The organism is Rhizobium sp. RHZ01, assembly GCF_014851595.1.
Taxonomy (GTDB): Bacteria; Pseudomonadota; Alphaproteobacteria; order Rhizobiales; family Rhizobiaceae; genus Rhizobium; species Rhizobium altiplani.
On the sequence record NZ_JACUZZ010000010.1, the window covers coordinates 165801 to 174366 of the forward strand.

At 60.8% G+C, this 8566-nt stretch carries 10 protein-coding genes; 9 read left to right on the forward strand and 1 reads right to left on the reverse strand.

The genetic code is table 11. The features are described from left to right. The first annotated feature begins 166 nt into the window (after positions 1–166). The 9 genes from IB248_RS13225 (at position 167) to IB248_RS13265 (ending at position 7387) form a co-directional block, all read left to right on the forward strand. A complete protein-coding gene (locus tag IB248_RS13225) occupies positions 167–1750 on the forward strand; it encodes an ABC transporter substrate-binding protein (protein WP_192241040.1) in 1584 nt (527 codons plus the stop codon). Next, positions 1751–2833, forward strand: a complete 1083-nt coding sequence (locus IB248_RS13230) for an ABC transporter permease (protein WP_348648598.1) — start codon at positions 1751–1753, stop codon at positions 2831–2833. It begins immediately after the preceding gene. After that, positions 2830–3687, forward strand: a complete 858-nt coding sequence (locus IB248_RS13235) for an ABC transporter permease (protein WP_192241042.1) — start codon at positions 2830–2832, stop codon at positions 3685–3687. Before IB248_RS13230 ends, IB248_RS13235 begins: the two co-directional genes overlap by 4 nt. After that, positions 3680–4504 carry an ABC transporter ATP-binding protein gene (locus IB248_RS13240; RefSeq protein ID WP_112641073.1) on the forward strand — a complete coding sequence of 275 codons (825 nt, stop codon included), beginning with the start codon at positions 3680–3682 and terminating at the stop codon, positions 4502–4504. Before IB248_RS13235 ends, IB248_RS13240 begins: the two co-directional genes overlap by 8 nt. Before the next feature lie 5 nt (positions 4505–4509). Beyond that, a complete protein-coding gene (locus IB248_RS13245) occupies positions 4510–5205 on the forward strand; it encodes an ABC transporter ATP-binding protein (RefSeq protein WP_210333005.1) in 696 nt (231 codons plus the stop codon). Positions 5206–5327: 122 nt separating this feature from the next. Next, positions 5328–5573, forward strand: a complete 246-nt coding sequence (locus IB248_RS13250) for a hypothetical protein (RefSeq protein ID WP_192241044.1) — start codon at positions 5328–5330, stop codon at positions 5571–5573. Positions 5574–5791: 218 nt separating this feature from the next. Beyond that, positions 5792–6238, forward strand: coding sequence for a PhnD/SsuA/transferrin family substrate-binding protein (locus tag IB248_RS13255; RefSeq protein WP_246779243.1), 447 nt, complete (start codon positions 5792–5794; stop codon positions 6236–6238). A gap of 128 nt (positions 6239–6366) precedes the next feature. After that, positions 6367–6600: a hypothetical protein gene (locus IB248_RS13260; protein WP_156828766.1), complete on the forward strand. Its 234-nt coding sequence runs from the start codon at positions 6367–6369 to the stop codon at positions 6598–6600. 175 nt (positions 6601–6775) lie between these two features. Then, entirely contained in the window at positions 6776–7387 is a 612-nt protein-coding gene (locus tag IB248_RS13265; protein WP_192241046.1) for a transglutaminase-like cysteine peptidase, read from the forward strand. A gap of 756 nt (positions 7388–8143) precedes the next feature. Here the strand turns inward: IB248_RS13265 and IB248_RS31335 are convergent. Then, positions 8144–8566 (reverse strand): hypothetical protein (locus IB248_RS31335; RefSeq protein WP_210332998.1); only part of this gene is annotated, 423 nt, incomplete at its 5' end.

Sequence of the window (8566 nt, forward strand, 5' to 3'; positions counted from 1 at the left end):
AGCCGGCCGCGCTGCCAGCGGTCCCTGACGGAAAGATTTTCCATCGACGAACAGATAAATGGAACGATCCGCACTCGTGACCCGTGAGCGCCCAGCTATTTTGCGGCCAATAGGCGGCTACCAAGCGCGGTTGCCGCGCTAGGCACTACTTTGTGGAGATATGCATATGAATTTTATTGCTCGCCGTGCGAAATTGCTTGGCACCGTTTTTAGCCTGGGGTTGTTGATCGGTGCGCCGGTCCATGCCGAAACGCCGCCGAACGTTCTGGTCGTTGCCCAGTCGATTGATGACGCCGTTAGCTTCGACCCGGCTGAGGGCTTCGAGCTCACCACCGTCCAGTCCTTCAACAATCTCTACCAGCGCCTCGTTCAGTCAAATCGTGATGACGGCACCAAGATCGATCCGGCGCTTGCCGCTTCCTGGGAAGCCGGCAGCGACGGCAAGAGCCTGACCTTTGCGCTCGCCGACGCGAAGTTCGCCTCCGGTAACCCGGTGCGCCCGGAGGACGTGATCTTCTCGCTGACGCGCGCCGTCAAGCTCAACAAGTCGCCGGCCTTCATCCTGAACGAGCTCGGCTGGAAGGCCGATAATGTCAATGCTGCCGTCACCAAGGTTGATGACAAGCATGTGAAGCTCACCTGGACGGCCGATGTCGGCTCAGGCTTCGCGCTGTCGCTACTGACGGCGCCGATCGCCTCGATCGTCGACGAGCAGACCGTTGCCGCAAACGCAAAGGACAACGATTTCGGCAATGCATGGCTGAAGACCAATTCGGCTGGCAGCGGTGCCTACGCGATCGGCACCTACACGCCCCACGAGGCGCTGGTGCTCCAGGCCAATGCCAATTCGAACGACAAGCCGAAGCTCGAGAGTGTCATCATCCGCAACGTGCCGGACGTCGGCGCCCGCCGCCTGCTCGTTGAGCAGGGCGATGCCGATATCGCCCGGGGCCTCTCTGCCGACCAGATTGAAGCGCTGAAGGATAAGAGCGGCATTAAGGTCCTCTCTGTTGCCTCGGCCCGCACCGACTACATCCTCTTGAACAGCAAGGCGAACGAGACGCTCGGCAATCCGGCGTTCTGGGAGGCTGCGCGTTACCTTGTGGACTATGACGGCATTGCCAAAAACCTGCTGCGTGGCCAGAGCACCGTCCATCAGTCGTTCCTGCCGGTAGGCTTCCCCGGTGCGCTGACGGATACCCCCTTCAAGCTCGATGTCGACAAGGCGAAGAAGATTCTGGCGGATGCCGGTATCAAGACGCCGTTCAAGATCGAATTCATCGTCTTCAACGACCAGCCGTTCCTTTCGATCGCGCAGTCGCTGCAGTCGACCTTCGCGCAGGCCGGCGTCACGCTGGACATCCAGCCGGGTGTTGCAAGCGACATCTATGCCCGTGGACGCGCCGGCAAATACGAGATGACCCTGCGTTATTGGATCCCGGACTATTTCGACGCTCACTCGAACGCCAGTGCCTTCGCCATCAACAAGGACAATTCAGCCAACACGGTTGCCAAGCAGGCCGGCTGGGTGATCCCCGAACTGACCGACGCGACGCTTGCTGCCGTCAAGGAACAGGACCCCGCCAAGCGCGCGGCGCTCTATCAGGATCTGCAAAGGAAGATCCAGGCAAGCTCGCCCTACATCTTTACGCTTCAAGGCAACGACCAGGTCGTGCTAAGCGACAAGGTGAAGAACTATGCCCAAGGTCTGAACGCAGACCAGGTTTATTACGACAAGGTAGAAAAATAAGTGCCGCAGGCGGCAACACCCCCTAATGCCGACATGAGCAACTCCCGCCAGCACAGAAGCTGGCGGGAGTTGTCTTTCGTCGTGCCCCTTATCAAGTGGCTGTGGTCCTTTGCACTGACGCTCTTTGGGCTGGCAATCGTGACCTTTGCCATGACGCGGCTTTCCCCCATCGATCCGGCGCTGCAACTCGTTGGCGACCATGCCAGCCAGTCGACCTATGAACAGGCGCGGCTCGAACTCGGGCTCGACCAGCCGTTGCCGCTGCAGTTCCTGCGCTATGTCGAGACGGCGCTTTCTGGCAATCTCGGCCAGTCAATCTCGACCGGTCAGCCGGTCGCGCATGATATCGCCCGTACGTTTCCGGCGACGATAGAGCTTGCCACGACGGCAATCGTCCTTGGCGCGACGATCGGCCTGGCGCTCGGCATCATCGCGGCAATGCGGCAGGGGGCATGGATCGACGGTGTTTGCCGCCTTGTATCTCTGTTTGGCTATTCGGTGCCTATCTTCTGGCTCGGCCTTTTGCTGCTGTTGCTCTTCTACGCCCGGCTGCATTGGGCGCCCGGGCCGGGCAGGGCGGATGTCGTGTTCCAGTACACCGTCAAGCCTGTCACCGGTTTCGCGCTGATCGACACGTGGCGTTCCGGCAAGCCTGGTGCCTTTCGTGATGCGCTGGCCCATCTGGCATTGCCGGCGACCGTGCTTGCCATTCATGCTCTTGCGGCAATCTCGCGGTTGACGAGGGCGTCGATCATTACCGAGCTCGGCCAGGAGTATATAGCCACCGCACGAGCAAAAGGAGCCGGCCTGGGGCGGATCGTCTTCGTCCATATTCTGCCGAACATCTCCGGGACGCTGCTGACTGTGATTGCCCTTTCCTATGCAAGCCTGCTTGAGGGAGCCGTCCTGACCGAAACTGTCTTTGCGTGGCCCGGTATCGGACGTTACCTGACGACGGCGATGTTTGCGGGCGACATGCCTGCGATCCTGGGAGCTACGCTTGTCGTCGGTGCCTCCTTTGTGCTTCTCAACGCGCTAACCGATCTCGCCGTGGCTCGGCTGGAAGTGGAAAGAAAGCGATGAGCGCCATCGAACAAGCGCGGATCGGCGGGATGTCCTTTGGTTGGCGGATGCTTCGGTCCCCTTCGGCAGCGTCGGGCGGTGGCATCGTGATTTTCATCCTCGCCGTTGCGCTGCTTGCGCCGTTTGTCGCGCCCTACGATCCGAATCTGCAGGAAACGGCCAATCGCCTCATGGCCCCGAGTGCTGCCCACTGGCTCGGCACCGATGGCTTCGGACGCGACATCCTCTCGCGCTTGATCTACGGGGCACGGCCGACCCTGCTCCTGGTGCTCATTGTGGCATTGCTGATGGCGCCGCTCGGTATTGCCGTTGGTATACTCGCAGGCTTTTTCGGCGGCGCGACGGAGCGTATCCTGATGCGAATCACCGACATCGTCATGTCCTTCCCGCGATTGCTGTTGTCGTTCGCCTTTGTTGCGATCCTGGGGCCTGGGCTTATCAACGGTGCACTGGCGCTCGCCTTGACGAGTTGGCCGGCATACGCCCGTCAGGCTCGTGTTGAGACCGGAGCGCTCAGGCAGAGCGACTATCTCGCGGCAGCCGAAATGGTCGGCATCAGGGGGCCCAGGCTGCTCTGGGGACATGTCCTTCCGCTGGTGTTGCCATCGGCCGTCATTCGGCTGGCGCTCGACCTTTCAGGCATCATCCTTGCTGCCGCCGGCCTTGGCTTCCTTGGCCTTGGAGTACGACCGCCGACGGCGGAGTGGGGTTCAATGGTCGCAGAGGGCACGCAGGTGATCTTCGATCAATGGTGGGTCGCTGCCGCGCCCGGGCTCGCCATCCTTGTTGCCTCGCTCGGCTTCAACTTGCTGGCCGATGGCCTGCGCGACATTCTGGATCCGCGCCATGCTTGAACCGCTTCTGTCTGCCGAGGAGCTTTCGATCTCCTTTCCCTCCGATGCAGGCCTGGTTTCCGTTGTCGACCGGATCTCCTTTTCAGTCGGACACGAGATCCTGGCGCTCGTTGGAGAATCCGGCTCTGGCAAGTCAATGACGGGACGAGCCATAATGGGTCTCCTGCCGCGCGGCGCAATCATGCGTGCCAGACGCCTGGTCTTTGACGGCAAGGACCTGGCCACGCGTTCGAGCGCTGACTGGAACGCACTGCGCGGGACAGGCCTGGGTCTGATTTTGCAGGATCCGAGATATTCCCTCAATCCGGCGCACCGGGTCGGTCGGCAGGTCGAAGAGGCGCTACTTCTGCACACGAAGCTTTCGGCTGTCGAGCGACGCGAGCGGGCACTGGACATGCTGGAGAAAGTCGGACTGCCGGATCCGAAGCGCATCTACGCAAGCTATCCGGCGGCACTCTCAGGCGGCATGGGACAGCGGGTGATGATCGCTGCAATGCTGATCAATCGACCGAAGCTGCTCATTGCCGACGAGCCGACTTCGGCTCTCGACCGTGACCTGCAGGACCAGATGCTGACGCTCTTGCGTTCGTTGACGGAGGAGTTCGGCATGGGCCTGCTGCTGATCAGTCACGACCTGCAGCAGGTGTCTCGCTACGCAGACCGTGTGCTCGTCATGCGGCAGGGACGTATCGAGGAAGAAATGACATCCGCCGATCTCTCCCACGCCGGATCGCCCTATACCCGCGCGCTTTGGGCGGCGCGACCGTCGGCGGCCACCTATGGCACGCGGTTGCCGGTTTACGAGGACGAGCAGTGAGCGCGCTGGCGGTAAAGGATCTTTCTGTCACCTTTCAGGGCGCCTCGAAGGGCTTCACGGCCGTACGCGGCGTCTCCTTCGACGTTGCCGCTGGTGAAACCTTCGGTCTCATCGGACCTTCCGGATGCGGCAAGACGAGCGTGCTGCGCGCAATCGCCGGGTTGAACACGAATTGGCAGGGCGACATTTCGGTCTTCGGTCAGCCCCTGGCAGCGGGACGCAGGATCACCGGGATGCTGCGCGAGGAGATCCAGATGGTGTTCCAGGATCCATATTCGTCGCTGCATCCTCGCCATCACATCGCGCGCATCTTGGGCGAGCCGCTGTCAATCCGCGGCATGTCAGACGTTACCGAACGCGTGCGTGTTGCGCTCGACCAGGTCGGGCTACCGGCGGCGGTTGCGCAGCGCTACCCGCACCAGATTTCCGGCGGACAGCGGCAGCGCGTGGCCATAGCCCGAGCGCTGCTGCTCAAACCCAAATTGTTGCTGCTCGACGAGCCAACCTCGGCACTCGACGTTTCAGTACAGGCAGGGATCCTCAATCTCTTGAACGACCTCAAGACCTCACAGGGTATCACTTTCATTCTGGTCAGCCACGACCCCGGCGTCGTCGCCCACATGTGCGACCGTGCCGCTATGATGAAGAAGGGCCTGATCGAGGGCATACTTGATCGGTCTGCCTTGTCTGTCGACAGCTGACAACCGGGGCGCTGCAGGCGTCGAAGCAAACAAGCTTCGCGAGGACGGCAGCTTTAGCCGACGCTGGCATCGGCCGAGACATCGATCTAACAGTGATCATCCTCCCAACGCGATAACATCCAATGCCGCTACTGCGATTAGATCAGAAGCTCCTTGCAACAAAGGAATTCACCGGTTCCGTGGGGCTGATTGCCGCCTTGCCGATGTACGATTGGCCGGAGGTGCGAGCGGAGACCGATGCGCAGTGGGAGCAGCTTCGGGACGAGTTGCTGTTCCGCGGCATCGACGCCCCGGAACGACTGGCCCGCACGCGCAAAGACCTTCCTTCCAACCCGGAGCTCTCGGGGGACCTGGCGGAACACTCATAGCCTCCGATCCGGCAAATTTGCCAGGCGGCGAGCTCGATCCAAACTCGCTCTGGTTACATCCCGGACTCCTTCTCGCACAGGCATGCTGGGGTCCGATAGAGCGTGGCCTGGCCGATCACATTCAAATAGTCGGCCAACCGGGCTACGACGGTATCGAAGGAGGAGAGGGGCCGCTCTATTCGAGTGCGATAATAATGCGTGGCGGGGGAGCGAACGCGATGCCGCCCCCGCTTGACGGCAGTGCCGCTATTGCGTTGAACCTGCTGCGCGGACGCCGATTTTTCTACAATGAGGTCGACTCCATGTCCGGCATTCTGGCATTGGCGTCAGACCTCGAAGGCATGGGCGAGACGCTCGACATCTTCTCGCATCGGGAGCAGTGCGGCAGCCACCGCCGGTCGATCAAGGCGGTCGCTGAAGGCGCAGCAGATCTTGCCGCAATTCATTTTAAGTCCTTTTTATGCACATACCGCACGTATTCGCAGGTGGCCGGAAAGCCTTGTATTTACGGGATTATCTATTTACAAAGGAGAGCGTGCGGTAACGTGAGGACACCACGAGGTATGCGTTCCGTGCCCCCTGCTGTGCCCCCTGGGGCGGGAAGTCGGATGTTGGCGAAGATAGTCCATATGGAAATCAAGAGCGAATATCCGAGCGCCCGCTGATATTTCGGGACTGGCTGAGCAAGGAGAAGAACGAAGTCGATCACGACACGATGTTCGAGCATCTCGACGGATGCCGGTTTCGCGTCACATCAGTATTCCGGTTGGGACAGGCAGGAAATGAAAGATTGGTGTCGATCATCGACTTTTCGAAAGCCTTCTATCCGTCGGACGTGAATGCAGCCGGGCCATACAAGGGCATCTATCAGCCGCAGTGGTTTCCAGGCTTCACCTGCCGGGAGCGCGAAGCGGGCACGGTCTGCAACGAGAAGACGGAGACACCGGGTATCCGGCGCGATATCAACCGTATCCGGGCGGCAGTCAGGCATATGAATGATCGCTACTGCAAGACCAGGGCATTCTAGGTGGCAAGAGGCGGTCGTTTTCAAAGATTGGGCCGTCAAACAACCGTCGAGCGCGGCGTAGCAATTTTAGTCATCCGGGTAGCTTGTTTAATCATTCAGGAGGGTCTCAGCGACTAAATGTGAAGGTGAAGGCTTATTAGTTCTTGAGCGCAGCCATTTCGCGGGAGAAAACACCATGCATCCTTTTCGCTTTGCCATTTTCGCGCTCGCGAGTGCACTTGCATCCCACGGAACCGCCGCAGCGGCTTCAATGCTCCAGCCAATCAGGACCATTGGCGCGCCTCGACCGTTTGTCTCGGCCTGTCATCACTACGCGTGGCTTTGCGGTAAGGCCTCGGGCCACGCTATGGGCGATGCCGAGGCCTTCGCTCTCCTGGGTCGCGTGAATACCCAGGTGAATGCAAACGTCAGGCAGGCCGACGATCAATCGACGACCGGAAAGAGCGACGACTGGTCGCTGCCAGTCGACGGCAAGGGAGATTGCGAAGATTTCGCGTTGATGAAGAAAAAGGAGTTGATGGCCGCCGGGTTCCGGTCGGACCGGTTGGCACTTGCCGTCGTGCTGGACCGAGGTGGCAACAATCACGTCGTGCTGATGGCACGGCTCAGCGAGGGCGACTATGTGCTCGATAACCTGAGCGGGGGCATCAAATCCTGGGAAAAGACCGGCTATACCTTCATCGCCCGCCAAAGCTTCGAGCACCAACGTGTCTGGCAAGTGATCCTTGCCGGTCCCCGAGCGAGCGGCATCGTTGCGGCCGACCGCCGCGCTGGCAACCCGGAGTAGCGGCGATTTGATTTTCTTCGACGAATGCGCGCAGATCATCATTCTGCTCTGCGCAACTTCGCCGTCCTATCTCCCTTGGCACTCTTCATGACGCATACCGACAGCACGATCAATTCGCCGGTGGTTCGCCCACGGCTGGAATGACCAAACGCCTCTTGTCTCGTGTCAAAGGGCGGCAGTGCAGTTCGCGCCTCTTATGGACATGCAAGCCCTACCTGTCGGCTTCTATTTTTCGCCAGTTTCGTAGCAGTTGTTCCGTGGTCGAGAGGTGTCCTTGCCGTCACGTCGCAACAATCAATGTCGTGGCAGGCTAGAGCAAGAAATTGGCAGTAAGGAATAATCCGCCGAAGCTCAGAAATACTACATCGCTGCCAGTAAACCGGCCGAAAAGGCGCCGGGCGATTGTGTAGCGGAGCGATAAAAATGTATCGAAATCTGAAAGGCGGCCGGAGTGGCGCAAATGCGACCGCGCTGACGATCATTCTTGGAATAGCACTCCTAGGCGGCAGCCCATCCTACGCCGCATCGAAGAAAGCACTATTGGCGAGCACCGTTGATACCGGTGCCCTAAGCGCGCAATTAGTAGTCGATTGCGGCAATGCCGTGCCGGGGACGGCTGAGGCAATCCTCTGCCAGCCGACGGCGACTATAAGCGCGGAACCAACGAACATAACCTCCGGCAGACGCGGAACAAAAGACGTAGGCGGCGGAAATCAAACCGTCCCAGGCGCGAGCTCAGGTGGCGGTTCCCCTACTTCAGCCGATCATAATCCCGGCAGAGGCGGCCAGCCCAATGGCAATGGGAGAGATAGCAGCAGCGGCAGTCCGGTAGATGACAAAGGCACCACCGGCGGCCAAGGCACCACCGGCGGCCAGGGCAGCACCGGCAGCCAGGGCGGCACCGGCGGCCAGGGCGGCACCGGCGGCCAGGGCGGCACCGGCGGCCAGGGCGGCACCGGCGGCCAGGGCAGCACCGGCGGCCAGGGCAGCACCGGCGGCCAGGGTGGCACCGGCGGCCAAGGCACCACCGGCGGCCAAGGTACCACCGGCGGCCAGGGCGGCGGCCAGGGTCACAATGGTCACCAGGGCGGCGGCAACTCGGGCAACCAAGGTCACCAGGGCGGCGGCCAGGGTCACAATGGTCACCAGGGCGGCGGCAACTCGGGCAACCAAGGTCAC

What these genes read in the sequence shown, in the direction of transcription:
- IB248_RS13235 (WP_192241042.1), top strand. Translation starts at nt 2,830, where the DNA reads ATGAGCGCCATCGAACAAGCGCGGATCGGCGGGATGTCCTTTGGTTGG.
- IB248_RS13240 (WP_112641073.1), top strand. Translation starts at nt 3,680, where the DNA reads ATGCTTGAACCGCTTCTGTCTGCCGAGGAGCTTTCGATCTCCTTTCCC.
- IB248_RS13250 (WP_192241044.1), top strand. Translation starts at nt 5,328, where the DNA reads ATGCCGCTACTGCGATTAGATCAGAAGCTCCTTGCAACAAAGGAATTC.
- IB248_RS13265 (WP_192241046.1), top strand. Translation starts at nt 6,776, where the DNA reads ATGCATCCTTTTCGCTTTGCCATTTTCGCGCTCGCGAGTGCACTTGCA.
- IB248_RS13225 (WP_192241040.1), top strand. Translation starts at nt 167, where the DNA reads ATGAATTTTATTGCTCGCCGTGCGAAATTGCTTGGCACCGTTTTTAGC.
- IB248_RS13255 (WP_246779243.1), top strand. Translation starts at nt 5,792, where the DNA reads ATGCCGCCCCCGCTTGACGGCAGTGCCGCTATTGCGTTGAACCTGCTG.